Source organism: Qipengyuania oceanensis (assembly GCF_009827535.1).
Classification (GTDB): Bacteria; Pseudomonadota; Alphaproteobacteria; order Sphingomonadales; family Sphingomonadaceae; genus Qipengyuania_C; species Qipengyuania_C oceanensis.
Genome location: NZ_WTYN01000001.1, coordinates 1375408 through 1401145 on the forward strand (window position 1 = coordinate 1375408; position 25738 = coordinate 1401145).

The 25738-nt window shown below is 66.1% G+C and carries 24 protein-coding genes; 14 read left to right on the plus strand and 10 right to left on the minus strand.

What is annotated here, in order from left to right; all coding sequences use genetic code 11:
* Positions 1-63 precede the first annotated feature (63 nt).
* The 3 genes from ftsH to GRI48_RS06640 all read left to right on the plus strand — a co-directional run bounded on the left by ftsH (position 64) and on the right by GRI48_RS06640 (position 2777).
* Complete coding sequence (gene ftsH, locus GRI48_RS06630) at positions 64-2025, plus strand: ATP-dependent zinc metalloprotease FtsH (protein WP_160673143.1); 1962 nt, start codon at positions 64-66, stop codon at positions 2023-2025.
* A gap of 37 nt (positions 2026-2062) precedes the next feature.
* Positions 2063-2311, plus strand: coding sequence for a class I SAM-dependent methyltransferase (locus GRI48_RS06635; RefSeq protein ID WP_160673146.1), 249 nt, complete (start codon positions 2063-2065; stop codon positions 2309-2311).
* Between the two features lie 88 nt (positions 2312-2399).
* The gene (locus tag GRI48_RS06640) at positions 2400-2777 is read left to right on the plus strand and encodes a hypothetical protein (protein WP_160673149.1); all 378 of its coding nucleotides are present in this window, start codon (positions 2400-2402) and stop codon (positions 2775-2777) included.
* Between the two features lie 18 nt (positions 2778-2795).
* Here the strand turns inward: GRI48_RS06640 and GRI48_RS06645 are convergent, their stop codons facing one another.
* Positions 2796-3863 carry a DUF3667 domain-containing protein gene (locus tag GRI48_RS06645; protein ID WP_160673152.1) on the minus strand — a complete coding sequence of 356 codons (1068 nt, stop codon included), beginning with the start codon at positions 3861-3863 and terminating at the stop codon, positions 2796-2798.
* 99 nt (positions 3864-3962) lie between these two features.
* Here GRI48_RS06645 and GRI48_RS06650 point away from each other — a divergent pair, with 99 nt between their 5' ends.
* Positions 3963-4196, plus strand: coding sequence for a DUF3072 domain-containing protein (locus GRI48_RS06650; protein ID WP_160673155.1), 234 nt, complete (start codon positions 3963-3965; stop codon positions 4194-4196).
* A 63-nt stretch (positions 4197-4259) separates the two neighbouring features.
* On the opposite strand, the gene rpoZ is transcribed toward GRI48_RS06650, so the two are convergent.
* The gene (gene rpoZ, locus GRI48_RS06655) at positions 4260-4607 is read right to left on the minus strand and encodes a DNA-directed RNA polymerase subunit omega (RefSeq protein WP_160673158.1); all 348 of its coding nucleotides are present in this window, start codon (positions 4605-4607) and stop codon (positions 4260-4262) included.
* A gap of 110 nt (positions 4608-4717) precedes the next feature.
* Here rpoZ and GRI48_RS06660 point away from each other — a divergent pair, with 110 nt between their 5' ends.
* A complete protein-coding gene (locus tag GRI48_RS06660) occupies positions 4718-5908 on the plus strand; it encodes a phospholipase D-like domain-containing protein (protein ID WP_160673161.1) in 1191 nt (396 codons plus the stop codon).
* 18 nt (positions 5909-5926) lie between these two features.
* On the opposite strand, the gene GRI48_RS14420 is transcribed toward GRI48_RS06660, so the two are convergent.
* Together GRI48_RS14420 and GRI48_RS06665 are read right to left on the minus strand one after the other, a co-directional pair.
* On the minus strand, positions 5927-6049 hold the full coding sequence (locus GRI48_RS14420; protein WP_272916734.1) for a hypothetical protein: 123 nt from the start codon (positions 6047-6049) through the stop codon (positions 5927-5929).
* 138 nt (positions 6050-6187) lie between these two features.
* Positions 6188-7657, minus strand: coding sequence for a replicative DNA helicase (locus GRI48_RS06665; RefSeq protein ID WP_419956947.1), 1470 nt, complete (start codon positions 7655-7657; stop codon positions 6188-6190).
* A 197-nt stretch (positions 7658-7854) separates the two neighbouring features.
* Here GRI48_RS06665 and GRI48_RS06670 point away from each other — a divergent pair, with 197 nt between their 5' ends.
* The 3 genes from GRI48_RS06670 to GRI48_RS06680 all read left to right on the plus strand — a co-directional run bounded on the left by GRI48_RS06670 (position 7855) and on the right by GRI48_RS06680 (position 9532).
* Complete coding sequence (locus GRI48_RS06670; protein ID WP_160673167.1) at positions 7855-8349, plus strand: UPF0262 family protein; 495 nt, start codon at positions 7855-7857, stop codon at positions 8347-8349.
* Positions 8350-8447: 98 nt separating this feature from the next.
* The gene (locus GRI48_RS06675) at positions 8448-9122 is read left to right on the plus strand and encodes a glycoside hydrolase family 25 protein (RefSeq protein ID WP_160673170.1); all 675 of its coding nucleotides are present in this window, start codon (positions 8448-8450) and stop codon (positions 9120-9122) included.
* Entirely contained in the window at positions 9119-9532 is a 414-nt protein-coding gene (locus tag GRI48_RS06680) for a cytidine deaminase (RefSeq protein ID WP_160673173.1), read from the plus strand. The genes GRI48_RS06675 and GRI48_RS06680 overlap by 4 nt, the downstream gene beginning before the upstream one ends.
* Positions 9533-9536: 4 nt before the next feature.
* On the opposite strand, the gene putA is transcribed toward GRI48_RS06680, so the two are convergent.
* Both putA and ald read right to left on the minus strand, forming a co-directional pair.
* Positions 9537-13145 carry a bifunctional proline dehydrogenase/L-glutamate gamma-semialdehyde dehydrogenase PutA gene (putA, locus tag GRI48_RS06685; protein ID WP_202389284.1) on the minus strand — a complete coding sequence of 1203 codons (3609 nt, stop codon included), beginning with the start codon at positions 13143-13145 and terminating at the stop codon, positions 9537-9539.
* Positions 13142-14257 (minus strand): alanine dehydrogenase, encoded by a 1116-nt coding sequence (gene ald / locus GRI48_RS06690; protein WP_160673176.1) that lies wholly within the window; start codon positions 14255-14257, stop codon positions 13142-13144. The genes putA and ald overlap by 4 nt, the downstream gene beginning before the upstream one ends.
* A 272-nt stretch (positions 14258-14529) precedes the next feature.
* Here ald and edd point away from each other — a divergent pair, with 272 nt between their 5' ends.
* The 5 genes from edd to GRI48_RS06715 are packed head-to-tail and all read left to right on the plus strand — an operon-like array spanning position 14530 to position 19571.
* Positions 14530-16350, plus strand: a complete 1821-nt coding sequence (gene edd, locus GRI48_RS06695) for a phosphogluconate dehydratase (protein ID WP_160675503.1) — start codon at positions 14530-14532, stop codon at positions 16348-16350.
* Positions 16347-17336, plus strand: a complete 990-nt coding sequence (glk, locus tag GRI48_RS06700) for a glucokinase (protein ID WP_160673179.1) — start codon at positions 16347-16349, stop codon at positions 17334-17336. Before edd ends, glk begins: the two co-directional genes overlap by 4 nt.
* 14 nt (positions 17337-17350) lie before the next feature.
* On the plus strand, positions 17351-17977 hold the full coding sequence (gene eda, locus GRI48_RS06705) for a bifunctional 4-hydroxy-2-oxoglutarate aldolase/2-dehydro-3-deoxy-phosphogluconate aldolase (RefSeq protein WP_160673182.1): 627 nt from the start codon (positions 17351-17353) through the stop codon (positions 17975-17977).
* Positions 17978-18037: 60 nt separating this feature from the next.
* Positions 18038-19015, plus strand: a complete 978-nt coding sequence (locus tag GRI48_RS06710) for an NAD(P)H-dependent flavin oxidoreductase (RefSeq protein ID WP_160673185.1) — start codon at positions 18038-18040, stop codon at positions 19013-19015.
* A 1-nt stretch (position 19016) separates the two neighbouring features.
* Positions 19017-19571 carry an NADPH-dependent FMN reductase gene (locus tag GRI48_RS06715; protein ID WP_160673188.1) on the plus strand — a complete coding sequence of 185 codons (555 nt, stop codon included), beginning with the start codon at positions 19017-19019 and terminating at the stop codon, positions 19569-19571.
* Between the two features lie 17 nt (positions 19572-19588).
* On the opposite strand, the gene GRI48_RS06720 is transcribed toward GRI48_RS06715, so the two are convergent.
* From GRI48_RS06720 to GRI48_RS06735, 4 genes are all read right to left on the minus strand, one after another.
* On the minus strand, positions 19589-20575 hold the full coding sequence (locus tag GRI48_RS06720; protein ID WP_160673191.1) for an acyl-CoA dehydrogenase family protein: 987 nt from the start codon (positions 20573-20575) through the stop codon (positions 19589-19591).
* A 20-nt stretch (positions 20576-20595) separates the two neighbouring features.
* On the minus strand, positions 20596-21735 hold the full coding sequence (locus GRI48_RS06725) for an acyl-CoA dehydrogenase family protein (protein ID WP_160673194.1): 1140 nt from the start codon (positions 21733-21735) through the stop codon (positions 20596-20598).
* A gap of 61 nt (positions 21736-21796) precedes the next feature.
* Positions 21797-23377 (minus strand): phytoene desaturase family protein, encoded by a 1581-nt coding sequence (locus tag GRI48_RS06730; RefSeq protein WP_160673197.1) that lies wholly within the window; start codon positions 23375-23377, stop codon positions 21797-21799.
* Positions 23374-24240, minus strand: a complete 867-nt coding sequence (locus GRI48_RS06735; RefSeq protein ID WP_160673200.1) for a LysR substrate-binding domain-containing protein — start codon at positions 24238-24240, stop codon at positions 23374-23376. The genes GRI48_RS06730 and GRI48_RS06735 overlap by 4 nt, the downstream gene beginning before the upstream one ends.
* Positions 24241-24350: 110 nt before the next feature.
* On the opposite strand from GRI48_RS06735, the gene GRI48_RS06740 reads away from it, so the two are divergent.
* Complete coding sequence (locus tag GRI48_RS06740) at positions 24351-25736, plus strand: proton-conducting transporter transmembrane domain-containing protein (protein WP_160673203.1); 1386 nt, start codon at positions 24351-24353, stop codon at positions 25734-25736.
* The last annotated feature ends 2 nt before the right edge of the window (positions 25737-25738 follow it).

A 25738-nucleotide genomic window follows, 5' to 3' on the forward strand; every position in this document is an offset into this window, starting at 1 on the left:
GTGTGATCAACTTGCCATTCACCCCTGTGCTCCTACATTGTCGGCAACGAAAGGAATCCGTCGATGAGCGACCAGCACAACCCGCAGGATCCGGAAGGAAACGGGCCGAATCCCTGGGTGAAAAGCCTGATGATCTGGGGCGGGATCTTTCTCGCGCTCCTGGTCGTGGTCTCCGCTTTCGGTAACACCGGGCAGACTGCCGGTACCCAGATCGGCTATTCGGACTTCCGCGATCGCGTGGCCGAAGGGTCGGTCAAGGAAGTGCAGATCGCGCCCGACCGGATCACCGGCACGCTCAAGAACGACGAGGCTTTCACCACCATTCCGGTCGGCAGCGATACGCAGCTGACAAAGCTGCTCGACGACAACGGCGTGGAATATTCGGGCCAGACGCCCGAAGAGCCCAACCTGCTGTTCTACATTCTCGTCCAGTCGCTCCCGTTCATCCTCATCCTCGGCATCGCCTTCTTCGCGCTGCGCCAGGTGCAAAAGGGCGGCGGCGGCGGCGCTATGGGCTTCGGCAAGTCCAAGGCCAAGCTGCTGACCGAGCGTCAGGGCAAGGTGACGTTCGACGATGTCGCCGGCATCGACGAAGCGCGCGAGGAGCTGGAGGAGATCGTCGAGTTCCTCAAGGACCCGCAGCGCTTCTCCAAGCTTGGCGGCCAGATTCCCAAGGGCGCGCTGCTGGTTGGCTCGCCGGGTACCGGCAAGACGCTGCTCGCCCGCGCGATCGCGGGTGAGGCAGGTGTGCCCTTCTTCACCATTTCGGGTTCCGACTTCGTCGAGATGTTCGTCGGCGTGGGTGCAAGCCGCGTGCGCGACATGTTCGAACAGGCGAAGAAGAATGCGCCCTGCATCGTCTTCATCGACGAAATCGACGCGGTCGGTCGCCATCGCGGCCACGGCCTCGGCAATTCGAACGACGAGCGCGAGCAGACGCTCAACCAGCTGCTGGTCGAGATGGACGGGTTCGAGGCGAACGAAGGCATCATCATCATCGCCGCGACCAACCGGCCCGACGTGCTCGACCCGGCGCTGCTGCGTCCCGGCCGCTTCGACCGCCAGGTGGTCGTACCCGTCCCAGACATCGACGGGCGCGAGAAGATCCTCGCGGTGCACATGAAGAAGGTGCCGCTGGCGCCCGATGTCAATCCGCGCACGATCGCGCGTGGCACACCCGGTTTCTCCGGCGCGGATCTCGCCAACCTCGTCAACGAGGCGGCGCTGCTCGCCGCCCGCCGCAAGAAGCGCCTCGTCGCCATGCAGGAGTTCGAGGACGCGAAGGACAAGGTCATGATGGGCAGCGAACGCCGCTCTATGGTCATGACCGACGACGAGAAGAAGATGACCGCCTATCACGAGGCCGGCCACGCGCTGGTCAGTCTCAACGAGCCGGCATCGGACCCGATCCACAAGGCGACCATCATCCCGCGCGGACGTGCGCTGGGCATGGTGATGCGCCTGCCGGAGCGGGACAATTACTCGTACCACCGCGACAAGATGCATGCCGACCTCGCCGTCAGCATGGGTGGCCGCGTGGCGGAAGAAATCATCTTCGGTCATGACAAGGTGTCGAGCGGTGCCTCGTCGGATATCCAGTACGCGACCAAGCTGGCGCGCAACATGGTCACCAAGTGGGGCATGTCCGACAAGCTCGGTCCGCTCCAGTACGAGGAAAGCCAGGAAGGCTATCTCGGCATGGGCCAGACGGCGCGCACGATGGGATCGGCCGAGACCAACAAGCTGATCGATGCCGAAATCAGGGAATTGGTCGAAGGCGCGCACAAGCGCGCGACCGAAGTCCTGACCGAGAAGGAAGACCAGCTCCACCTTCTCGCCCAGGCCATGCTCGAGTACGAAACGCTGACCGGCGACGAGATCATCGAGCTGCTCGACAATGGCAAGATCGATCGCCCCGATCAGCCGCGTGGGCCGGTCAAGGTGCAGCCGATCGGCGGCAGCTCGGTCCCCAAGGCAGGCCGCAAGTACGGAACCGACGGCGACGCGGCACCACAGGGCGCGTGATGCGTTGACCCCTCGTCATCCACGAGGGAGTAATTCAATGCGCATCATCGTTCCGACCGCCCTGGCCGCAGCCGTCCTGCTGTCCGCCTGTAGCGAACAAACGCAGGACAGCGCCGAAGTCATGGCGGAACGCGCGGCCGAAGATACCAAGGCCAATGCCGAGGTCGTCGAGAACGCCGTGCGCGAGCAGACCATCGAAGTCGCCGACACCGTCAGCGAACGGCTCAAGGAAGACGAGAAGGACGACCCGAACCAGGGCGACGGCCAGCTCGACGGGACCGACTGACCCGCATTCCGGGGCCGGGATTTTCAACTGCGGTTCATCATCCGGCCCCGAGATACGTCATCGCATTTTGCAACTGGAGCATTCCTGCATGCGTTTCGTCCTGGCTGCCTGTCTTCTATCCATCGCCTCCGTCCCCGCGTTCGCCAGCCCGGCGGACGTCAATGCGGAGGAGTTCTACCGCGATGCCATCGCCCTCCAGCAGAAGGGCATGGGGGCGATGTTCGACAAGCGGACCAAGCCGCGGATGGAGCAGATGAAGGCCGCTGGCATGGCTGCCAAGGCGCGCAACGACGCCGCGACCAAGCGGGGCAATCCGATCTATTGCGTCAGCGACGCGCAGCGCAAGAAGGGCATGGGCCCGCAGCAGGTCGTCGCCATGCTCGGCAAGGTCCCGCAGGCGCAGCGCCAGAAATCGACCCTTACCGATGCCTGGATGGCGGCGCTGGTGCGCGAATACCCCTGCTAGTCCGCCCCGGGGTTTGCGTCAGTAGGCGCCGAGCAACAGCAGCACCTGCAGGAACAGCAGCAGGATGACCCAGATGAACAGCGAAAGCACCATCAGCCGCCAGAAAGCGGAGAAGCGCGACAGGTCGTAACCGTAGCGTAGCTGCTTGTAGAGGTGGAACGGCGGGATGAAGACCATCGCCGTCATCGCCAGCCAGCCCAGCGACGGCAGCAGCGTGAACAGCGATAGCACCACGAACAACAGGGTCATGAAGCTGAGCGAATAGGTCACGAAAATCGCGTGATCGTAAGCCCTGAAACGCCGTTTCCAGGCGAACAGCAGCCAGACGAAGGGTATCGACAGCGGTATCAGCAACCAGCTGAATTTATAGAAGTTGGCCTGCATCTTGTAGAGCATGAGGCCCGGGTTCGCGCGCCATTTCTTGACCACGCCACGGTCGATCGCATCGATTCCTGTGAGATTGACTTCCTGATACACCCGCTTGCCATCGGCCGTCTGGAAAGAGAAATTCTCGCCCGTGTCGATCAGCTGGAGTGCGCGCTCGAGGCCCGCGATCCGCGTTTCGATCTCCTCGCGTCGCCCGGTCTCGACCTCGGCGGCGTCGAGTTCGGCTAGCTTTTCCTTCTCTTGCGCCAGTGCTGTCTCGGCCTGTACCCGTGCTGTGGCCGGCCCGTTGCCGAATTCGGTCGGCGCGGTCAGCCCGACCATCTGGAATACCGCGAACATCAGGAAGACACCGAAGAGGAACAGAGCCATCGGCGATACGAAGCGCGCGCGCTGCCCTTCGATGTAGCGGCGCGTGAGCTGGCCCGGCTTGAACACCAGCATCGGGAGCGTGTGCCAGAACTTGCCTTCGAAATGCAGCGCCCCGTGCATCAGATCGTGCATGAAGCCGCCGATCGTCCGGTGAACATGGCCCTGCTGCCCGCAGGCCGAGCAATACGCCCCCGAAAGCGGCGCGCCGCAATTGAGGCAGTTTTCCGGCTGGTGCGGGTGCGGCGACTTGGCCCCGGAATCGGGCTCGAACGCACGCGCGAACAGGCCCCCTTCCGCGGCGGTGCCCAGCCCGTCGAAAATATCGCTCACGCGCGCCTCCCTGTCGCACGCTGCTTACCAAGCTTTCACGCACCGCGTCGAGCGGAACATTTGAAGAACATCGGCGTTGATTGTGCAAGGAGACAGATGATGAGTGCACCCCGGCCTACCGAACATCCCAAGGCAGACCCCGTGTCGAACGCGCAGAAGGACCCCGAGAACTGGACCACCGGTGACGAGCGCATGACCGGCGCACAGGCGAGTTACCTGAAGACCTTGAGCGAGGAAGCGGGCGAGCCCGATCGCTACGATCCGGATCTGACCAAGGCCGAAGCATCGCAGCGGATCGACGCCTTGCAGGACGCAACCGGCCGCGGAACCTGACCTCCCAAAACAAAAAGGCCGCCCCGATGGGACGGCCTTTGTTGTCTTGGGATTGCGAACCGGTCAGCCCGGATCGTAATCGGAGCCGATCGAGGTCGAACGGGTCGGGGCAGCCGCAGTGATCCGCAGCGCTTCGGCCGACTGGCTGAGCGAGCCGACTTCATCGGCCTCGTCCTCGTCGTCAGGCAGGATCTTCTGCAGATTGGTCACGACCGCTTCGTGCAGGTCCTTGGGACGCATTGTCTGTTCGGCGATTTCGCGCAGGGCGACGACCGGGTTCTTGTCGCGATCGCGATCGACGGTCAGTTCCGCGCCGCCGGAAATCTCGCGTGCGCGCTGCGCCGAAAGCAGCACCAGGTCGAACCGGTTCGGAACCTTGTCGACGCAATCTTCAACTGTAACGCGCGCCATCGGGCACTCCGTAAATTCAAATAGGTTGTCTGGAAGGCTCGCCACCTAGGGTTTGCCCCTGCCAGAGTCAAGGAATTGCACCGGCAGGAAGGGCAGTCTAAGCGCGTCTGATGACGAACGAGCCCGTAGCGCAGAGCACTTCGAGCGAAGTCGCCTATCACGATCCCGAACCTTTCGAGATGACCGCCCAGGGCCTCGACCTGCGTTTCGTGCCGGCAGGCCCGGACCGGCTCGACACCCTGGTCGGCCTCATCGACGGCGCGAACACGCGCGTGAGGCTGTGCTTCTACATCTTCGCCGACGATGCCTCGGGTATCCGCGTGCGCGACGCGCTTACTCGGGCAGCAAAGCGCGGGGTCGACGTCCACCTCATCATCGACGGCTTCGGGGCGGAAGCATCGAAGGAGTTCTTCAGGTCGCTGACGGACGCGGGCGGCAGCTTTCACGAATTCAGCGCCAAGTGGAGTCGGCGCTACCTCATCCGCAACCATCAGAAGATCGTGTTGGTCGACGGCAAGACCGCGATGATCGGCGGCTTCAACGTCCAGGATGCCTATTTCGACACGCCCGATTGCAACGGCTGGCACGATCTGGGCGTCGTTGTCCGGGGCGAAGCGGTCGACATGCTGGCGAAGTGGTACGACGAGCTCAACGACTGGGTGTGCCGGCCGAATGCGCAGTTTCGCGCGATCCGCCGCAAGGTCAGGGAATGGAACCCGGGAGAAGGCACCGTCCGGCTGCTGATCGGCGGCCCGACGCGCGGTCTGTCGAGCTGGGCGCGCTGCGTCGGCAAGGACCTGGCAGAAGGTGACCGGCTGGACATGGTGATGGCCTATTTCTCCCCGCCCAAGCGCCTCACGCGGCGGATCGGCAGGATGGCGAGCGGCGACAAGGCGCGGCTTGTGATGGCGGGCAAATCGGACAATGCCGCCACCATCGGGGCGACCCGCTCGCTCTATCGTTATCTCCTCAAGCGCGGCGCGGACATCCACGAATTCGCGCCATGCAAGCTGCACATGAAGCTGATCGTGATCGACGATGCGGTCTATATCGGCAGCGCGAATTTCGACATGCGCAGCCTCTACCTCAATCTCGAGCTGATGCTGCGGATCGAGGATGCAGCGCTCGCCGCCCGCATGCGCGAATTCATCGAACTGCACCTGCCAGCCTCGAAACACGTCACCGTCGAAAGTCACCGTGCACAGAACACGCTGTGGAACCGCATCCGCTGGAACCTGTCGTGGTTCCTGGTGTCGGTCGTCGACTACACGGTCAGTCGCCGGCTCAACCTGGGCCTCTAGGCCGACCCGAGGCGCGCTTCAGCCGCCGAGCAGCCGGTCGAGCACGGACCGCTTGCGCGCATGAGGCGGCGTTTCGCCCGTCAGCTGGAAGAGGAAGTAGCCGAGCTGGACGGCCTGTTGCCGGTCGAGCAGCAGGAACAAGCGGAGCCTTGGTGACGCTTTCCACCGTCAGCGTGATCCTCTCGCCGAGGCTCTGGCCGGTCCACCCGACCAGCGCGCCATGATCATTACGCGCTTCGTGCTCCATCGCTCGGCTGCCCCCCTGTTGCTGCTGGCCCCTCAGTCGTAATCGTATCCGCCGCGCCGGTCGTCCTCGGCAAGATCGGAGAAGCGGGTGATCTTCGGTTCGAACCGCATCCGCACCTTGCCGGTCGCGCCGTGACGCTGCTTCGCCACGATCAGCTCGGCCAGGCCGTGAACCCGCTCCATTTCCGATGCCCAGGCGGCATGCGCCTCGTGCGCGGCGATATCGTCGTCGCTCGATGGCATCTTGGGTTCGCGCGACGCGACGTAATAGTCCTCGCGATAGATGAACCACACCATGTCGGCGTCCTGCTCGATCGAGCCCGATTCGCGCAGGTCCGACAGCATCGGCCGCTTGTCCTCGCGCTGTTCGACCGCACGGCTGAGCTGCGAGAGCGCGATCACCGGCACCTCGAGTTCCTTGGCGAGCGTCTTCAAGCCGCGACTGATTTCCGAAATCTCGTTGACGCGGTTGTCCTGGCTGCGGCGAGAGCCCTGCATCAGCTGGAGGTAATCGAGCACGATCAGGCCGATGTCGTGCCGCCGCTTCAGGCGCCGCGCACGGGTCCGCAGCGCCGAGACGGACAGCGCGGGTGTATCGTCGATGTAAAGGGGCAGTTCCGCGAGCCGCTGGCTGGCGAATGAAAGCTGCTGGAAATCGTCCCGGCTGATCTTGCCCATGCGCAGCGCCTCGGACGAAATACCCGCCTGTTCGGCGAGGATACGGGTGGCCAGCTGGTCGGCGCTCATTTCGAGACTGAACAGCGCGACGGCGGCCCCAACCGACTGCGAGGGATCGATCCCGTCGCGCTTGTCGCGCAGCAGCCGGTCCGCGCAGTTGAACGCGATGTTCGTCGCAAGCGAGCTCTTGCCCATGCCCGGACGTCCGGCGAGGATGATGAGGTCGGAATCGTGCAAACCGCCGACCTTCTCGTTGATCGAGGTCAGTCCGGTGGTCTTGCCCGAAACATTGCCGCCCGAATTGATCGCCTTCTCGATCATGCCGAGCGCGGTGTGGGTCGCCGCACCGAAGCTCTCCGCCTGCGAATCGGTCGATGCGCCTTCCGCCACCCGGAACAGCTCGGCCTCGGCGTGTTCGATCTGTTCGAGCGGAGCGACGCTCTCGGACGTGTCGAGCGCCCCTTCGACCAGTCCGCGCCCGACGGTCACGAGCTCCCGCAGCAGCGCCAGGTCGTAGATCTGCTGCGCCAGTTCGCGCGGCGCGAGCAGGCCCTGTCCGTCGGCGGTCAGCCGCGCGAGATAGGTGATCCCGCCCAGCTCCTTAAGCCCCTCGTCGGCTTCGAAATAAGGCTTGAGCGTTACCGGCGTCACCACCGCGCCGCGCTCCAGCAGCGCAGCGATCCGCTCGTAGATGCGCTGGTGGAGCGGTTCGAAGAAATGTTCCGCCGCCAGCGGGACGGGCAATTCCTCTACCACGCGGTTGTCGATCAGCAACGCGCCGATGAACGCGGCCTCGGCCTCGATGTTGGCGGGCAGCGAACGCATGGCGGGCAGCGGGCTATTGCTCGCAGGTGCTTCGCGAAGGAGAAGATCGGACGATGCCATGCCCCTGCTTTGGTCGGGCTGCGACGGGCTGGCAAGGGTGATCGGTGGCCGATTTGCGTCAGCGCCTTGTGGATATCGGGGATGGAGGGCGAAAGGCTTGCCCTAGACCCTTCGCATCTGCGAAAGCGCTTGCCCACATGAGCGGCTCTCCCGACACCTGGCGCATCGCCCACATCTCGCTCGACGACGAGACGATCCTGTGGCGCAATGCCGATGTCGAGCAGGAACGTCGCGTCGCGATCTACGACCTGATCGACGAGAACGTGTTCAAGCCGCTGCGCCCGGTGGAGAACGGCCATGGCGGGCCGTACAAACTGCACTTGTCGGTACAGGACGGCAGGCTCGCGCTCGCGATCCGCGACATGGCGGACGAACCGCTCGAGACGATCATTCTCGGCCTGGCACGCTTCCGCCGGCCGATCCGCGAATACTTCGCCATCTGCGACAGCTACTACCAGGCGATTCGCAAGGCGACCCCGGCCGAGATCGAGACGATCGATATGGCAAGGCGCGGGATTCACAACAATGCCGCCGAGCTTTTGCTCGAACGATTGGAGGGCAAGGTCGAAACCGACTTCCCGACCGCCAGACGGCTCTTCACTTTGATCTGCGTCCTGCATATCCGCGGCTGACTAAGAACCAAGGTCGCACCATGGCAGCACGAAAGACATCATCGCGGCGTAGCGCAAGCCGCACGCGCGGCGCTTCGCAATCGCGGGCGCAGGCCAGGATGCGGCGATCGGTCGGCCTCGCGCTGCTGGTGGTGGTCGCGATCGCTGCCGGCTGGAGCTGGTGGCAGTTGCAGCACTGGACGCCGTCGCTGGACGACTACCCCGAGCAAGGCGTTGCAGTCGGCGGCGGCGAGGCGCCGGTCAACCTGCCAGCGGCCAAGGCGCTGGGCGCGGGCTTTGCGTATATCACCGCGAGCATCGGTGAAAGCGGCCGCGATCCGGCATTCGCCCAGTCCTTCCGCGCGGCACGCGAGGCGGGCTTGCGACGCGGTGCCGTGCATGTCTTCGATCCTTGCGCGATGGCCGACCGGCAATCGTCGAACTATGTCACCATCGTGCCGCGCGACGACGACCTTCTCCCGCCGGTGATCGCGCTCGAAAAGACTGCCGACGAATGCCTTGAACCGGTCGGCGAGGCCGCGGTCGAGAGCGAGCTGATGACCTTGATCAACCAGATCGAAGCCCATGCCGGCAAGCCCGCGATCCTGCGCGTCGGCCGCGCCTTCGAGGAGCGTTACGGCATCGCGAACAAGATCGAACGCAACCTGTGGCTCACCCGCACGCGCCTGGAACCCGAATATGCCGGGCGGCCATGGCTGCTCTGGACCGCCAATGCGCGCTTGCGTAGCGAGGCATCGAGCGGAACGGTCCGCTGGGTGGTGGTGAGACCATGACGACGATTTCCGACGAAGCCCTGATCGCTGCCGCGCGCGATGCGGCGCAGCACAGCTATTCGCCCTATTCGCACTTCGCGGTCGGCGCCGCGCTCGGCTTTGCCGATGGCAGCGTGGTGACCGGAACCAATATCGAGAACGCGAGCTACGGCCTGGCGCTCTGCGCGGAGACCGTCGCGGTGGGCAAGGCCATGGCCGACGGTGTGCGCGGCGGGCTGAAGACGGTCGCGGTGACGGGACCGGGCGCAGACCCGATCACGCCGTGCGGTCGCTGCCGCCAGGTGCTCAACGAGCTGGCACAGCTCGGCGGGACCGACCCGCGCGTGCTCTGCGTCGGCCCGAACGAAGTGCGCGAAACGCGCTTGTCCGCGCTGTTGCCAGACGCCTTCGGCCCCGCGAGCCTGGACTAGTAACCTAGCCCGGTAGCGCCATCAGGCTGGCGTTCCCGCCCGCCGCGGTCGTGTCCGTCGATCGGCTGACTTCGTGGACCAGCCAGTCGAGCCGCCATCCCGCCGGATCGTCGCCGCCTTGTGCGATCACGATCGGCCCGTCGATCTTGGCGAGCGCCTTGCGGCTTTCGATCAGCGCCTTGCCCGTACCCTCGAGCAGGGCGGCATCGACCCACTGCCCGACGTAGGGCTCGATCATGTCGCCGAGTTCGAACGGCAGTCCGGCGAGCGCATCCATCGGGCTGAGGATGTCGACCGCGACCCGGTTTCCGGTCGCCAGCGCGGCCGCCACCTGTCCATACAGCATCGCCGGAGTGCTCGCCCGCGCCAGCACTGTGCCGCGCGGCTCGCAATGATAGAGATCGGTTTCGCCGACCGGGCCGGGCAGCGACTGGCCGGGACCGAGCGGAGAATGCTCGCCGTACATGCGCGCGGTTGCAGCCGCTTCCGCATGGCCGTTCGCTTCCAGCCATTCGACGAACTGGCGCGACATCTCGGGCATTCCGGGCACGCGGCGCACCGTGTCCTCGCCGCTCACCAACCGCCCGAGGTAGAGCGGACCGCCGGCCTTGGGACCGGTGCCGGAGAGGCCGCAACCACCGAAAGGCTGCACGCCGACGACCGCGCCGATCATGTTTCGATTGACGTAGATGTTGCCGACCTCGATCCGGTCGGCGCAGCGCGCGACGAAATCGTCGATCCGCGAGTGAACGCCGAAGGTCAGGCCATAGCCGAGCGCGTTGATCGATTCGATCAGCGCGTCGAGGCCGCCGCGTTTCCAGCGCACCACGTGCAGCACCGGACCGAAGACCTCGCGCCCCAGTTGCCCGATATGATCGAGTTCGATCACCGTCGGCGCGACGTATGTGCCGTGCGCTGCCTTTTCTGCAAGCGCGCCACGCTCCACCCGGCAACCGGCTGCTTCCATGTTGGCGATGTGCGCCTCGATGGTCTCGCGCGCCTCGGTGGAGATGACCGGCCCGACATCGCAGCACAGCCGGGTCGACGGGCCAATGTCGAGTTCGGCGAGCGCGCCGCGCAGCATCTCCATGGTCGTGTCGTAGACATCGTCCTGCAGGCACAGCAATCGCAGCGCCGAACACCGCTGTCCCGCGCTGTCGAAGGCGGAAGCGACGACGTCGCGCACGACCTGTTCGGTCAGCGCCGATGAATCGACCACCATCGCGTTCTGCCCGCCGGTTTCGGCGATCAGCGGGATCGGCCGGCCATCGGGCGAGACGCGCTTCGACAATTCGGCCTGGATGAGCTGTGCGACTTCGGTCGAGCCGGTGAAGACGACGCCCTGCACCCTTTCGTCCGCGACCAGTGCCGCGCCGACATCGCCCGCGCCGGTGACCAGGATCAGCGCATCGTCGGGAACGCCCGCCTCGTGCAGCAGGCGCACTGCCTCGGCAGCGATGAGCGGCGTTTCCTCTGCCGGCTTGGCAAGGACGGTGTTGCCCGCGACCAGCGCGGCGCTCGCCTGGCCGATGAAGATCGCCAGCGGGAAATTCCACGGGCTGATCGCGGCCACCGGGCCGACGGGGGCGTGACCATCGGTCAGCACCTCGCGCGCCTGCACCGCGTAATAGCGCAGGAAATCGACCGCCTCGCGTACTTCGCCCACTGCATTGGCGGCGGTCTTGCCCGCCTCGCGCATGGCGAGCGCCATGAGCGCGGGCGTCTCGGCCTCGATCAGGTCTGCGGCGCGTTCGAGCACCGCGGCGCGTTCCTCGACCGACGTGTCCTTCCAGCCGCATGCCGAGGCCCGGGCAACCGCGTCGGATACCTGATCCACGGTGAAGTTCGCGCATTGGCCGACGATGTCGCGGGTGTCCGACGGGTTGACGATCGGCTGCCGTTCGCCATCCGGGCCCGCGGTCCAGCCATCACCCGTATGCCGGGCGAAGACCTCGCCCAGCCGACCCAATTCGCTTTCGTCCCACAGGGCCATGCCGCTCGAATTCTCGCGGCCGGGATAGAGCGCCTTGGGCAATGCGATCTGCGGGTTGTGCGAGCCGGGCTCGTCCTCCGCCATCACCTGCGCCACGGGGTCCTCGACCAGCTCCTCGGCGGGAATGTTCTCGTCGTGGATGCGATGCACGAAGGACGAGTTCGCCCCGTTTTCGAGCAGGCGGCGGACGAGGTAGGCGAGCAGCGTCTCGTGGCTGCCGACCGGCGCGTAAATGCGGCAGGGCCGGTCGAGCCGGTTGCCGCCGACGACCTGGTCGTAGAGCGGTTCGCCCATGCCGTGGAGGCACTGGAACTCCCAGTCGCCGATCTCGAATTCCGGTCCGGCGAGTTCGTAGATCGTCGCCAGGGTCTGGGCATTGTGGGTGGCGAACTGCGGGAAGACATCGGCACGTGCCTCGAGCAGCTTTCGCGCGCACGCCAGATAGCACACGTCGGTATGCGCCTTGCGCGTGAAAACCGGGAAGTCCGGCCAGCATTCCACCTGCGCGCGCTTGATCTCGGTATCCCAGTATGCGCCCTTGACCAGCCGGACCATGATCCGGCGACCCGTCTCGCGCGCCAGTGCGATCACGTGATCGATCACATGGGGGCAGCGCCTGGAATAGGCCTGCACCACGAAGCCGAGCCCCTGCCAGTCGGCGAGCGTCGCATCATGCGCCAGCGCATCGAGGATATCGAGCGAGAGGTCGAGCCGGTCGGCCTCCTCGGCATCGATGTTGAAGCCGATGTCGTAACCTTTCGCGAGCCGGGCCAGTTCGGCCACGCGCGGCAACAGTTCGGCATGCACGCGCGCGATCTGCGAACGTTCGTAGCGCGGGTGGAGGGCCGACAGCTTGATCGAGATGCCGGGTGCGCGATAGACGCCGCGCCCCGCGGCCTTCTTCCCGATGGCGTGGATCGCGCGCTCGTAATCTGCATGGTAGCGGTTGGCGTCGTCCATCGTGCGCGCCGCTTCTCCGAGCATGTCGAAGCTGTAGGAATAGCCCTTCGCCTCCATCCGCTCGCCGCGCTTGAGCGCCTCGTCGATCGTGCGCCCGGTAACGAACTGCTGCCCCATCATGCGCATCGCGACGGTCACGCTTTCGCGGATGACGGGTTCGCCGGCGCGGGCAATGAGGCGGGTCAGGGCCGCGCCGAGCCCGCGTTCGCTCACCGGTGCGATCAGTCTGCCGCTGACGACCAGGCCCCAGGTCGCGGCATTGACGAACAGCGAGCGGTCCTTGCCGAGATGCGAGCGCCAGTGACCCGGCGCGATCTTGTCGCGGATCAGCGCCTCGCGGGTTTCCTCGTCCGGGATGCGCAGCAGCGCTTCGGCAAGGCACATGAGCGCCACGCCTTCCTGGTTGGAGAGGCCGAATTCCTGGACCAGTTCGGCAATTCCGCCGGCATCGTCATGATCGCGCAGGCCCTTGACCAGGTGCTCTGCGGTGTTGCGGATTTCCTCCGCCGTTTCGGCTGGCACGCGCGCCAGTTCCAGCAGCGGTGCGAGCGCCTCCGGTTCCGGCCGGAAGGTCGCGGCGGTGATCGCCTTGCGGGATGGCGAGTGGGCGAGTGGTGCGGCCTGGAAGCCGGAGAACGTCTGGGTAATGGAAAGCCTCAGGAAATTGCTTGGGAAACGGGGAGGTGATCGTAGCCGAGCTCGTCGGCGACGGCTTCGTAGGTGACCCTGCCGGCGTGCACATTCAACCCCGCGGCCAGATGCTCGTTGCGGCGCATCGCTTCCTTCCAGCCGAGTTCGGCGATCCGCAAGGCGTGCGGAAGCGTGACGTTGTTGAGCGCATAGGTGCTGGTGCGCGCGACCGCGCCCGGCATGTTGGCAACGCAGTAATGCACGACATCATCGACGACATAGGTCGGATCGGCATGGGTGGTCGGCTTGCTCGTTTCGAAGCAGCCGCCCTGGTCGATCGCCACATCGACCAGTACCGCGCCCGGCTTCATGCACTTGAGCATCTCGCGGGTAACCAGCTTCGGCGCTGCCGCGCCCGGAATCAGCACCGCGCCGATGACCAGTTCGGCCTCGCACAGCATCTGTTCGATGTTCGCGCGGTTGGAAAAGCGCGTCTTGGCCCGGCTCTCGAAATGGATCCCGAGCTTCTCCAGCACCTCGGGATCGCGGTCGAGAATGGTGACGTCCGCCCCGAGGCCAACCGCCATCTGCGCCGCGTTGAACCCGACGACGCCCCCGCCGATCACCATGACGCGGCCCGGCAGCACGCCCGGAACCCCGCCGAGCAGGACCCCGCGCCCGCCATGCGCCTTCTCCAGCGCGGTGGCACCCGCCTGGATGCTCATGCGGCCGGCGACCTGGCTCATCGGCTTGAGCAGCGGCAGCTGGCCGTTCGGCCCGGTCACCGTTTCATAGGCGATCGCGGTCACGCCCGATTCGACCAGTTCCCTGGTCTGTTCCGGGTCGGGAGCGAGATGGAGATAGGTATAGAGAATCTGGCCTTCGCGGAGCATCGCACGCTCGACCGCCTGCGGTTCCTTGACCTTCACGATCATCTCGCAATTGTCGAACACGGTCTTCGCATCCGGCTGGATCACCGCGCCGCAGGTCTGGTAGTCCATGTCGGTCGCGCCGATGCCTTCGCCCGCGCCGGTCTCGATCCACACCTCGTGGCCGCTGACCACCAGTTCGCGCACGCTTTCCGGGGTCAGCCCGACGCGGTATTCGTGGTTCTTGATTTCCTTCGGACAGCCGACGCGCATGCGTGATCTCCTGAACGCCCGTTCCGCCTGATCGACGGCCGAGGGCAAAGCGGGTTCCTCCGCCACCGGGATGCTCCGGCGGCTCAGGCCGCCTCATAATGGTTGTTACCGGCGTGCGCAATTTTATTACGTATAGCCCAGGGGACTATCCGGCGGCCAAAGTTTTCGAGGGTCCGTCCAAGGAGCGGCAGCTTGCGCACGGACCCATGTTTGCGCATGACGCATGCTGACTGCCTCCCCAGTTCCGAAAGATGCCAGTGACCGACCAGAACGTGCCGCTCAACGAAACGCTCGTCCGCGTGACCGACCGGATCATCGAGAAATCCAGGTCCGGCCGGCGCGGCTATCTCGACCTGATCGAAGCCGCGCGCGATCGGGGGGTCAACCGGCCCAAGTTGAGCTGCGGCAACCTTGCCCACGGTTTTGCCGCCAGCGGCGAGGACAAGCCCGCGATCCGCAGCGGAGAGGCGATGAACATCGGCATCGTCACCGCCTACAACGACATGCTTTCCGCCCATCAGCCCTACGGCCGTTATCCGGAGCATATAAAGGTCTGGGCGCGCGAGGCCGGGGCCACGGCGCAGGTCGCGGGCGGTGTTCCCGCCATGTGCGACGGGGTGACGCAGGGCCAGGATTCGATGGAGCTGTCGCTGTTCAGCCGCGATGTCATCGCGATGGGTGCGGCGGTCGGGCTGAGCCACGGCATGTTCGAAGGCGCGCTGCTGCTCGGCATCTGCGACAAGATCGTCCCCGGCCTGCTGATCGGCACGCTGCGTTTCGGCCATCTGCCGACGATCCTCGTGCCGGCCGGTCCGATGCCTTCGGGCCTGGCCAACAAGGAGAAGATCCGCATCCGCCAGCTCTACGCCGAAGGCAAGGTGGGCGAAGACGAACTGCTAGAGGCCGAAAGTGCGAGCTATCACGGTGCGGGCACCTGCACCTTCTACGGCACGGCCAATTCGAACCAGATGATGATGGAGATTATGGGGCTGCACATGCCCGGATCCAGCTTCGTCAATCCGGGCCAGAAGATGCGGCAGGAACTGACCCGTGCGGCGACCCACCAGGTCACCAAACTCGGCTGGCGGGGGGAGGATTATCGCCCGCTCGGCCATTGCGTCGACGAAAAGGCGATCGTCAACGCGGTCGTCGGTCTGCTCGCGACCGGCGGATCGACGAACCACGTCATCCACCTGCCGGCCATCGCGCGGGCGGCGGGCATATTGCTCGACTGGGACGACATGGACGAACTGTCGCGCGCGGTCCCGCTCATCTCCAGCGTCTATCCCAACGGGTCAGGAGACGTGAACCATTTCCACGCGGCGGGCGGCATGCCCTACGTCATCCGCGAATTGCTCGGCGCCGGCCTCGCCCATGCCGACATCAGGACCGTGTACGGCCAGTCGCTGTGGGAAGGTGCGCAGGAACCGGTGATGGATGGCGACACGCTCGCCTGGACAGCCGCGCCCGAACAAAGCCGCGACGATTCGATGCTGAGGCCGGTGAGCGCGCCGTTCCAGAAGGACGGCGGGCTAAAGCTGCTCGCCGGCAATCTCGGGCGTGGCACGATAAAGCGCAGCGCGGTCGACCCCTCGCGCTGGACGATCGAGGCGCCGTGCCGCGTCTTTTCCGACCAGAACCAGGTCAGCGAGGCGTTCAAGAAGGGCGAGCTCGACCGCGACGTGGTCGTCGTCGTCCGTTTCCAGGGCCCGGCGGCCAACGGCATGCCCGAACTGCACAAGCTGTCCTCGCCACTGGGCGTCCTGCAGGACCGCGGCTACAAGGTCGCCTTCGTGACCGACGGGCGGATGTCGGGCGCGAGCGGCAAAGTACCCGCCGCGATCCACATCTCCCCCGAAGCCTATCACGGCGGCCCGCTCGCCAAGCTGCGCGATGGCGATATCGTGCGGGTCTGCGCGGCGGACGGCACGTTGCAAGCGCTGGTCGATGACGATGTCTGGGCCGGGCGCGAGAACGTCTCCGCACCTCCTGCCGACATGGGCACCGGCCGCGAATTGTTCGCGATGATGCGCCATCATGCCGACGAAGCGGAAAAGGGCGGCAGCGCGATGCTGGCGGAAGCCGGGCTGTGAGCGGGGCCGGGAGCACGCGGCGCGAGATCGTCGTAGCCGATGTCGGCGGCACGCATGCGCGTTTCGCCATCGCCGAGATCGCCGGCGGCAAATGCCTGTCGCTGGGCGAGACGACCAAGCTGGAGACTGCCGATCACGCGAGCTTCCAGACGGCCTGGGAAGCATTCGGCAGCAGGCTCGGCCGCGAACTGCCGCGTGAGGCGGGCATCGCGATCGCAGCCCCGATTGCCGGCGACACGATCAAGATGACCAACAATCCGTGGATCATCCGGCCCCGGCTGATCGCGGAGAAGCTCGGCCTCGATGCCCATGTGCTGCTCAATGATTTCGCCGCGGTCGCGCATGCGGTCGACGGAGTGGGCGAAGAGCACCTGCTGCACGTGACCGGTCCGGACAAGCCGCTGCCTGAAGAGGGCATCATTTCGATTCTCGGCCCGGGCACCGGCCTCGGCGTTGCAGCCCTGCTGCGCGAGAACGGCCGCTCGCACGTGATCCCGACCGAGGGCGGCCATGCCGACTACGCCCCGCTGGACAGCGTAGAGGACCGCTTGCTCGCCGCCCTGCGCGACAAACACAACCGCGTCTCGGTCGAGCGCGTCGTAGCCGGTCCCGGATTCCGTACGATCCTGGAGGTGCTCGCGGTGCTCGAAGGCCGCCCCGTTCCCAAGGGCAGCGACCCCGAACTGTGGACGCTGGCCCTTTCGGGCAAGGACAGCCTCGCCAATGCCGCGCTCGACCGGTTCTGCCTGTGCCTGGGGGCGGTGGCAGGCGACGTCGCGCTAACCCATGGCCCCGGTCCGGTGGTGATCGCCGGCGGGCTCGGCTATCGCCTGCGCGAATACTTGCCGCAATCCGGCTTTGCCGAACGCTTCGTCTCCAAGGGCCGCTACCGCGAGCTGATGAGCGCGCAGCCGGTCAAGCTGATCACCCATCCCGAACCCGGCCTGTTCGGCGCCGCGGCTGCCTTCGCCAAAGCCAATTCCTGAAAGTCACCAGCCAGATGAAACCCATCGAAACCATCATGCGCACGGCGCCCGTCATCCCGGTTCTCGTAATCGAGGAGATCGACCATGCCGTGCCGATCGCCGAGGCACTGGTTGCAGGCGGCCTGCGCGTTCTCGAGGTGACCTTGCGCACCACCTGCGGGCTCGAGGCGATCGCTGCGATGAAGCAGGTAGACGGCGCGATCGTCGGGGCCGGCACCGTGACCAATCCGGAACAGCTGCACCGGGCAGTCGAAGCGGGAAGCGAATTCATCGTTTCGCCCGGCCTCACGACCGATCTCGGCCAAGCGGCGATCCAGTCCGGAGTGCCGTTCCTGCCCGGCGTCGCGACGGCCGGAGACATCATGCGCGGGATGGATCTGGGGCTGGAGCATTTCAAGTTCTTTCCCGCCGAAACCAGCGGCGGACTGCCTGCGCTGAAGGCGCTCAGCGGGCCCTTCGGTGGACTGAAGTTCTGCCCAACCGGCGGCATCCGGCAGGAAACCGCGCCGGACTGGCTGGCCTTCGACCCGGTGCTGTGCGTCGGCGGCAGCTGGCTGGTCGGCCAGAAGGATTTCGCGAGCGGCAAGATCGACGGCGAAGCGATCACCGCCCGTGCCCGCGACGCGGCAGCGATCGCATGAACGATTGAAGCGGCGGCTTTCGCAAGCTAGCCGCAAGACACTTCGAGGAGAGAGAGAACAATGGCTTTCAAGACGCGCATCACCGAAGAATTCGGCATCGAGACCCCTATCCTGATGGGAGGCATGACCGGCGTCGGTTACGGCGAACTCGTCGCCGCGGTCGCCAATGCGGGCGCACTGGGTTTCATCACCGCCCACATGTTCGAAAGCGGCGCGGCGCTGAAGGAAGAGATCGCCAAGACCAAGGAACTGACCGACAAGCCCTTTGGCGTGAACCTGACCCTGCTGCCGTCGATCAACCCCATCCCCTATGACGAATACCGCGAGGCGATCATCGAAAGCGGTCTCAAGATCGTCGAGACCGCCGGCCGTGCACCGACCGACCATCTGCCCGCCTTCAAGGAAGCGGGCGTCAAGGTGATCCACAAGTGTACCAGCGTGCGCCACTCGGTCAGCGCGGTGAAAAAGGGCGTCGACATGATCAGCATCGACGGCTTCGAATGCGCCGGCCACCCCGGCGAGGACGACGTCGGCCTGATCGTGCTGCTGCCGGCTACGGTCGATGCGCTGCCCGACACGCCGATCATCGCCAGCGGCGGCATGGCGGATGGACGCAGCCTGGTCGCAGCGCTCGCGCTGGGCGCGGATGCGGTCAACATGGGGACCCGCTTCTGCGCCACGCAGGAAGCGGCGATCCACCCCAAGGTCAAGCAGCAGATCGTCGACAATACCGAACTCGACACGGTGCTGGTCGGGCGCAATCTGCGCAACACCGCGCGGGTCGCGCGCAACAAGGTTTCCGAGGAAGTGTTCGCGATCCAGCGCGACCCCGACACCACTTTCGACGACGTGAAACACCTGATGGCAGGCGCCCGCGCACGGACCGCGGTCTATGGCGAGGGCGACCTCGATGCTGGCATCTGGTCGGCTGGCCAGAGCCAGGCGCTGGTCCACGACATCCCGACCTGCAAGCAGCTCGTCGACAACATCATGGCTCAGGCCGAGCGGGTTCGCAGCCGCGTGGACGCTCTCGGCTGACATGGGACTGGTGGTCGGCATTGGCGGGACTACGCGGGCGGGCAGCGCGACCGAGCTTGCGCTGCGCCTCGCCTGCGAAACAGCCGCCAATGCCGGCGACGAGGTACGGGTATTCGATGGCGAGTATCTCGCCCATCTGCCGTTCTATCGCGGGCCGGGCTGGAGCAGGCAAAGCGCGTCGGACATGGTCGAAGCGATCCGCCTGGCGGACGGGCTGATCATCGCGTCGCCCGGCTACCACGGCACTATCTCCGGCGTGCTCAAGAACGCGCTCGACTACATCGAGGAGCTGGCGGGCGACGAGCGGGTCTATCTGCATGACCGGCCGGTCGGACTGATCGTGACCGCCCACGGCCACCAAGCCGCATCGAGCGCGATGATCACCCTGCGCACGATCGTGCATTCGCTGCGCGGCTGGCCGACCCCGTTCGGCGCGGCGCTCAAGATCGAGCCCGGGACGTTCGATGCCCAAGGCAATTGCACCGATCCGGACGTGCGCGACCAGCTGGCGATCGTCGGCAGCCAGGTCCGCGCGATCTTCCGGCACGAGGACTAGGGGCCAGGGATCAGACGTTAGGGATCGGTCCGGGCGACGAGGTCGGACCAGAGACGATCCGCCCCGGCAGCGACGATGGTTCGCCCGAGCCGCTCCGACCAGTAAGCTTCGCCGCCGAACTCGGACCGCCATGCGAGCATCCGCCGGGTCAGGTGATGCAGCGCATATTCCCTGGTGAAGCCGATCGCGCCATGCACCTGGTGAGCGAGCGCAGCGCCGGTCGAAGCCGCCATGCCGGCACGCGTTTTGGCCGCGGCGGTCTCGAAGCTCGCATCATCGCGATCGAGCGAACGGGCAAGCTCGAAGGCCGCGCAATCGGCGGCAGCCGATTCCATCGCCATCTGCGCCAGCGACTGCTGCACCGCCTGGAACTTCGCGAGCGGGCGGCCGAACTGCTGCCGTTCGGAGACGTAATTCGCCGAGATCGCGAGCGCCTTGCCCAGCGCACCGGCAATCTGCATCGCCCGGATCGCCGCGCCGAGAGCTAGCGGACCGCCATCGACGCGCACCGCACGCGCATTCTGAAGCGCAAGCGTGTCGCGCGGCTCGCCGGAAAGGCCGGTCCGTTCTGTGATCTGCGCATCGCTCGTGTCGATCGCCACGGCACCGCCTTCTTCGCCCGCGATGACGAAACCGGCGTGACGGCCCCATGGGACAGCGCTCAGCGTGCCGGACCATGTATCGCCGGACAGTTCGCCATCAGATGACGGGGCAAGCGTTCCAACGCCTTCGAATTCGAGGCCTGCAACAAGGCGGGATGCCACAGCGCTTTCGAGCACCGGCAAGGCCAGCGCATGTTCGCCCGCCAGCCGCGCGACGACCAGCAGATCGCTCCAGCTGCCGCCGAAGCCGCCCTCGTCCTCCGAAAGCAATAGGCCGGAAAAGCCCAGCTCAGCCATGCGGGGCCAGTCCCGGTCGAATTCTGCCTGCCAGCCAATGCCGGCAAAGACGCCTGCGGCCATGTCGGCGAGCATCGTCTGGCGTTCGGTGTCCATATCGGTCATCGTTTCGTTCATGGCTCCGCTCACCTGAGGCCCAAGCCGCGCGCGACGATCCCGCGCACGATCTCGCGGGTGCCGCCCCGCAGCGAGAAGCTGGGCGCGACTTGCATCGAATAGGCGACCAGCAGCTCGAGCGCGTCGTCCGCGGACAGGTCCAGTTCGATCGCCTGCGCGATCGCCTGCGGGATCGCCTGTTCGAAGGAATTGCCGAGATCCTTGACCATTACCGCCTCGAGCGCCGGGTCTTCGCCCCCCGCCAGTCGCGCCGCCACCGCCATCGACATCTGCCGCAGCGCGGACAGTTCGCTGACCAGCCGCCCGACGAGCCGAAGCTGGCCCGCATCCGCACCGCCTTCCAGCCGCCGGACGAATTCCGTCAACAGGATCTGGCTGGTGAGATAGCGTTCCGGTCCGGACCGTTCGAGCGACAGCTCCGCGGTAGCCTGCTTCCACCCTTCCCCCTCGGTGCCGACCAGCGCATCGGCGGGCAGCCGGACATCGTCGAACCAGACTTCGTTGAAATCGTGGCTGCCGGTCAGGTCGATGATCGGCTTGACCGTCACGCCGGGCGTGTCGAGCGGGATGAGGAACTGGCTGAGGCCGGCCTGCCGTTCGCTCCCGGCTTCGGAACGGAACAACCCGATCATGATGTGCGAGATATGCGCGCCAGTGGTCCACACCTTCTGGCCGTTCAGAACCCATCGGTCGCCGTCGCGCCGGGCGTTCGACCGGACGGACGCAAGGTCGGACCCCGCACCCGGTTCCGACAGGCCGATGCAGGCATAGACCTCGCCCGCGGCGATACCGGGGACCCAGCGGCGGCGCTGTTCCTCGGTGCCGTAGCGCAGCAGCAGCGGCGCGGTTTGCCGATCGGCGATCCAGTGCGCCCCGACCGGCGCAGCGGCGGCCAGCAATTCCTCGAGCACGACATAGCGTTCGAGCGCACTCATCTCGTGCCCGCCATATTCCTTCGACCAGCCCATGCCGAGCAGGCCTGCCTGCCCCAGCGCGCAACTGAATTCGGGATCGGGCGTGACCCAGCAATTGGCCCGGCGCGCCGGTTCGAAGCGGTGTTCGTGCTCCGCGACGAGCGCGCGGACTTTTTCACGAAGCGCCGGTGCGCTGTCCGGCATGGCATAGGGCTTGATGGTGAAGGTCTGCATCGCCCCTCTCGCTAGCACGCCTTAGCGCGCCTCGCGAGGTGGTACATTCGCTAGCGCCGCCTCACCGTCCGGCGAGCACTTCGCGCGCGCAATTGTGTCCGGGAGCCCCCGTCACGCCGCCGCCGGGGTGAGTGCCCGCGCCGCACATCCACAGCCCATCGACCGGCCCGCGGTAGGCCGCATGGCCGAGCACGGGGCGCGCCGAATACAGCTGGTCGAGGCTCATGTGCCCGTGAAAGATGTCGCCGCCAGCCAGGCCGAATTTCGTCTCGAGCCCCTTCGGGCTGAGCACCTGGCGCCCGAGGATCGAGGCACGGAAGCCCGGCGCTTGCGCCTCGACCGTGTCGAGGATCGCGTCAACGGCCGCGTCCTGGTGGTCGTCCCAGTCCGCTCCCTCGGGCAATTCGGGCGCGAACTGCTGGCAGAACAGGCTCGCGACGTGCTGGCCGGTAGGCGCGAGGCTTTCGTCCACCGTGCTCGGAATCAGCATCTCGACGATCGGCTTCCGCGACCAGCCGTGAAGCTTCGCATCGATGAAGGCGCGGTCCATGTAATCGAGCGACGGGGCGATGACGATGCCGGCGCGGTGATGCTCGCCTTCCCCGGGCAGGCAGGTGAAACTTGGCAACTGCGAGAGCGCGACGTTCATGCGGAAGGTACCGCCGCCTGCCTTGAAGCCGCGCATCGCCCGGCGAAAATCCTCCGGCTGGTGGCTTGCATCGAGCATCCGCCCATAAAGCAGCTTCGGCCCGACATTGGCGATCACCCGTCTTGCCGCGATCTCCTCGCCGCTCTCCAGCCGGACGCCCGCGACCGTGTTGCCGTCGACCAGCACTTCGTCGACCGGGCTTTCGAGGCTGATCTCGACCCCTGTTTCGCGACAGGCTTCGGCCATCAATCGCGTGATCGTGCCCATGCCGCCGACGACGTGGCCCCATGCGCCCTGCTTGCCGTTCACTTCGCCGAAGACATGATGCAGCAGCACGTAGGCGCTGCCCGGCGTATCGGGCGAGGCATAGTTGCCCACCACCGCGTCGAAGCCGAAGGCCGCCTTGACCGGCTCGCTTTCGAACCACTGGTCGAGGAAGCTGCGCGCCGATCCGGCGAACAGCGCCATGACGTCGCGCTTGGTCGCAAGGTCCAGCCGCGAGAGGCCCCAGCCCTGCGCCGCGCCGGCTAGCAGGGTGCGGACACCTTCGCCCATGTTGGGCGGGGTCTTCAGTGCGAGGTCGCGCAGCACCTGCGCCACGCGCTCCAGCGCCTCGTAGTAGCGGGGCAGCGCGGCCGCATCCTTGGCCGAGAACCTGGCGAACTCTGCTTGCGTGCGCTCGAGCCCGCCGCCGACCTTGAGATAGCTTGTATCCGACAACGGCAGGAAATTGGCGATCGGTCGCTCGATCACGCGATAGCCGCGCTCTGCCAGCCGCATGTCGGCGATCACCTTGGGCTGCAGCAGGCTGACGGTGTAGCTGGCGACCGAATTGCGGAACCCGGGATGAAACTCCTCGGTCACTGCCGCGCCACCGACCACATCGCGCCGTTCGAGCATGCGGACCTTCAGCCCCGCTCTGGCGAGATACCATGTGCAGACGAGGCCGTTGTGCCCCGCCCCGATAACCACCGCGTCGTATTGCGCCGTCATGCGCCTCTCTCCAGTGCAGAAACCACGTGTTGCGCCAGCCGGTGAGCCGTCTCCGAAAGCCCTGGCGCCTCGATGAGCGCGATCTCGGTATCGTAAAGCGGCGGCAGGTCCTCGTTCCCCGCGATCGCCGTCAGGTGCGCGGGCACCATTTCGCGCGGCAGCACGGCGATGCCAAGGCCCTCGGTGACCGCGAGCAGACTGCCGGCAAGGCTGGTCGAGGTATAGGCGACCCGCCATGGGCGCCCCATCGCCTCGAGCGCGTCGATCGCGCGCTTGCGATAGACGCAAGGGTCCGGGGAAACGACCAGCGGCACCGACCCGGCATCGGGGACCGCCTGCTCGTCCCGTGCGACCCAGACGAGCGGCTCGCGCCAGACCCGCATTCCTTCCAGCGGCGCTGCCGGTTCGCGCTTGACCAGCACGAAGTCGAATGCTCCGTCGTGAAACTTGTCGAGCAGGTTGAGCGTGAGGTCGCAGTTTACCTCCAGCTCGACGAGCGGATGGGCCGCCGTGAACGCGGACAGGACCGCGGGAAGATGCGCGGTGGCGAAATCCTCCGGCACGCCCAAGCGCACGCGGCCGGTGATTTCCGGTTCGAGGATGCGTGCAATGGTCGCGTCGTTCAATCGCAGGAGCTGGCGGGCGGGACCGAGGAGTTGCTTGCCGTCCTCCGTCAATTCCAGCGAGCGGGGCGTCCGGTCGAAAACCTTGCGCCCCAGCACGTCCTCGAGCCGCTTGATCTGCAGGCTGACGGCCGACTGTGTCCGGCCGAGCCGCTCCCCCGCCCCGGTAAAGCTGCCGATCTCCGCGATCGTCACGAAACTCCGGAGCAGGTCGAGGTCGAGATTTCGCAGCGCCGACATTCGAACCGAAATAGCGCAGCCATTTCATTTGTAAATGGATGATATTTGAACAACTCGTTTCTCTTATAACCAGCAGATAGCCAGATCGCCGCTTCGAAAGGACATTCGAAGTGACCGCAGCACGATCAGAAAACAGCATTCTCGCATCCTGGCGCGTCGTCCCGGCATTGCTCTGGGCGCTTCTCGTCATGCTGCCGATAGCCGCGCTTGCCTTGGCGGGAACCGCGCAGGCTCTCCCCGGCATGGCGGTGGCGATTGCCGCCCTGACGCTCTTCGTGGGCGCGCTGGTGGCCAGCTTCTCTGCCCGCTACATGCGCAGCGACAGCGCCCGGACGAGCTATTTCCTGACACTGGCTGCGCTCGTCCTCGCGGTGCTGGTGTTCGTCATGAGCGCGAACGCGATCCTCTTTGCGATCGCGTGGGTCGCCAGTGGCCTTTTGCTCTCGCGCTTGATCGGACATGCCGACGGCCTTGCCGAAGCCCGCGCCGCATCGCGCCGCAGCCGGGCGACCTTTCTGATCGGCGATGCGGCTGTTCTCCTGGCGGTCGGCATCCTGTGCTGGGCAGCCGGGTCCTTATCGCTGGGCAAGGCGATCGCTGCGAGCGGCGGGTTGTCCATGCCCCTGGCTGCACTGGCCGCGCTGCTGCTGCTGGCAGGGGCGGCGGCACGCTGCGCCTTACCGCCGTTTTCCGGCTGGCTGCTGTCGTCGATGACGGCGCCGACGCCGGTGAGTGCGCTGATGCATGCAGGGCTGGTCAACGCGGGCGGCTTCCTGCTGCTGCGCTTCGCTCCGGTTCTCGAGGCGGCGCCCGGCGTGCGCTATGCAGCGATTGCGCTCGGCCTCGGCGCTGCGGTGTGGGGCATCGGCATCATGGCGGTCCGGCCCGATATCAAGCGGTCGCTCGCCGGTTCGACCATCTCGCAGATGGGCTTCATGATCATGACCTGCGGCCTCGGTGCCTATGCGGCGGCGCTGTGGCACCTCATCGCCCACGGCTTGTTCAAGGCCTGGCTGTTCCTGAATGCCGGGTCGGCAATCGGCATGCGCAGGGCCGGTCCCGCCGCGCTCGATCCGCGGATGGTCGCCATGGTGTCCGTGGTTGCCCTCGGCGGCGGGACGCTGCTGGTCCTCGCAGGCTCCGCCACGGCCGAACTCGTTCCGCTTCTCCTTGCCAGCGCGACGGCTGCCGCAACCTTCGGCGCGATCGTACTGGGCAAGATGCACTGGCGCTCGCGAGTGATGCTCGGCGCAGCGCTCGCCGTCCTGGTCGGCGTCCATGTCGCCGGCTTTGCGCTTGCCCGCGCGATCGTCGAGCCGCCTGCCACGCCCCTGCTGTCGCCCCTCGCGACACTCGCCCTGCTGGCCCTGTTCCTTGCCTGCTGGGTCGCCCAGACCGTCCGGCTGGCGCAGCAACGCCCGATCCCGCCTGCGCTCTACGTCCGCCTGCTCAACGCCGGTCAACTGCCTTCCATCCAAGCCGGAGAACGCCCGTGAAC

Excerpts from the sequence above, each read along its gene's own strand:
- GRI48_RS06675 (WP_160673170.1), top strand. The coding sequence starts at position 8,448 with ATGCGGCGATCGGTCGGCCTCGCGCTGCTGGTGGTGGTCGCGATCGCT.
- GRI48_RS06650 (WP_160673155.1), top strand. The coding sequence starts at position 3,963 with ATGAGTGCACCCCGGCCTACCGAACATCCCAAGGCAGACCCCGTGTCG.
- ftsH (WP_160673143.1), top strand. The coding sequence starts at position 64 with ATGAGCGACCAGCACAACCCGCAGGATCCGGAAGGAAACGGGCCGAAT.
- GRI48_RS06710 (WP_160673185.1), top strand. The coding sequence starts at position 18,038 with ATGGCTTTCAAGACGCGCATCACCGAAGAATTCGGCATCGAGACCCCT.
- GRI48_RS06720 (WP_160673191.1), bottom strand. The coding sequence starts at position 20,575 with ATGACCGATATGGACACCGAACGCCAGACGATGCTCGCCGACATGGCC.
- GRI48_RS06715 (WP_160673188.1), top strand. The coding sequence starts at position 19,017 with ATGGGACTGGTGGTCGGCATTGGCGGGACTACGCGGGCGGGCAGCGCG.
- ald (WP_160673176.1), bottom strand. The coding sequence starts at position 14,257 with ATGCGCGTCGGCTGTCCGAAGGAAATCAAGAACCACGAATACCGCGTC.
- GRI48_RS06670 (WP_160673167.1), top strand. The coding sequence starts at position 7,855 with ATGAGCGGCTCTCCCGACACCTGGCGCATCGCCCACATCTCGCTCGAC.
- GRI48_RS06660 (WP_160673161.1), top strand. The coding sequence starts at position 4,718 with ATGACGAACGAGCCCGTAGCGCAGAGCACTTCGAGCGAAGTCGCCTAT.
- eda (WP_160673182.1), top strand. The coding sequence starts at position 17,351 with ATGAAACCCATCGAAACCATCATGCGCACGGCGCCCGTCATCCCGGTT.
- GRI48_RS06735 (WP_160673200.1), bottom strand. The coding sequence starts at position 24,240 with ATGTCGGCGCTGCGAAATCTCGACCTCGACCTGCTCCGGAGTTTCGTG.
- GRI48_RS06730 (WP_160673197.1), bottom strand. The coding sequence starts at position 23,377 with ATGACGGCGCAATACGACGCGGTGGTTATCGGGGCGGGGCACAACGGC.
- GRI48_RS06640 (WP_160673149.1), top strand. The coding sequence starts at position 2,400 with ATGCGTTTCGTCCTGGCTGCCTGTCTTCTATCCATCGCCTCCGTCCCC.
- rpoZ (WP_160673158.1), bottom strand. The coding sequence starts at position 4,607 with ATGGCGCGCGTTACAGTTGAAGATTGCGTCGACAAGGTTCCGAACCGG.
- GRI48_RS06680 (WP_160673173.1), top strand. The coding sequence starts at position 9,119 with ATGACGACGATTTCCGACGAAGCCCTGATCGCTGCCGCGCGCGATGCG.
- GRI48_RS06635 (WP_160673146.1), top strand. The coding sequence starts at position 2,063 with ATGCGCATCATCGTTCCGACCGCCCTGGCCGCAGCCGTCCTGCTGTCC.
- GRI48_RS06725 (WP_160673194.1), bottom strand. The coding sequence starts at position 21,735 with ATGCAGACCTTCACCATCAAGCCCTATGCCATGCCGGACAGCGCACCG.
- GRI48_RS06665 (WP_419956947.1), bottom strand. The coding sequence starts at position 7,657 with ATGCGTTCGCTGCCCGCCAACATCGAGGCCGAGGCCGCGTTCATCGGC.